This is a genomic window from Wolbachia endosymbiont of Tettigetta isshikii (assembly GCF_041154185.1).
GTDB lineage: Bacteria > Pseudomonadota > Alphaproteobacteria > Rickettsiales > Anaplasmataceae > Wolbachia.
On sequence record NZ_JBFTEN010000045.1, the window covers coordinates 1 to 731 of the forward strand.

Annotated in this window: 1 protein-coding gene; it reads left to right on the forward strand. The window is 41.2% G+C overall.

Going from position 1 to position 731, the window contains the following annotated elements:
- Nucleotides 1-731 (forward strand): EF-Tu C-terminal domain-related protein (locus AB6N09_RS05640; protein ID WP_411131949.1); only part of this gene is annotated, 731 nt, incomplete at both ends.

The following is a 731-nucleotide window of genomic DNA, read 5'->3' on the forward strand; positions in this document are numbered from 1 at the left end:
CCGATGCCACAAACAAGGGAACACATATTACTGGCAAAGCAAGTTGGTGTTAAGCATATTGTGGTATACATAAATAAAGCTGATGTTGCTGATCACGATATGATTGGTTTGGTGGAGATGGAAGTCAGAGAATTGTTAACAAAGTATGGTTTTCCTGGAGATGAAGTACCAGTTATTGTGGGTTCGGCATTGAAAGTGCTGGAAGGTGACGAAAATAGTGAATATGGGAAAAAATCAATGGATAAATTGATGAAAGCATTAGATGAGTATGTGCCTGATCAGCCGAGGCCTGTGGATTTACCATTTTTAATGCCGATAGAAGATGTATTTTCGATATCGGGGCGTGGAACTGTAGTAACAGGAAGAATAGAAAAAGGAGAGATAAAGATGGGAGAAGAGATAGAAATAATAGGGTTAAAAGCGACGCAGAACACGATATGTACAGGTGTTGAGATGTTTAAGAGGTTACTGGACAAGGGATGTGCAGGACTCAATGTAGGGATACTGTTGAGGGGGACAAAGAGAGAAGAAGTCGAGAGAGGGCAGGTGTTAGCAAAGCCAGGGACAATAATGCCACACAAGAGGTTTAAGGCGGAGGTGTATATATTGAAGAAAGAAGAAGGAGGGAGGCATACGCCATTTTTTGCGAATTATCAGCCACAATTTTATATAAGGACAACAGATGTAACGGGGAGTATAAAATTGCTGGAAGGGAAAGAGATGGTAATGCC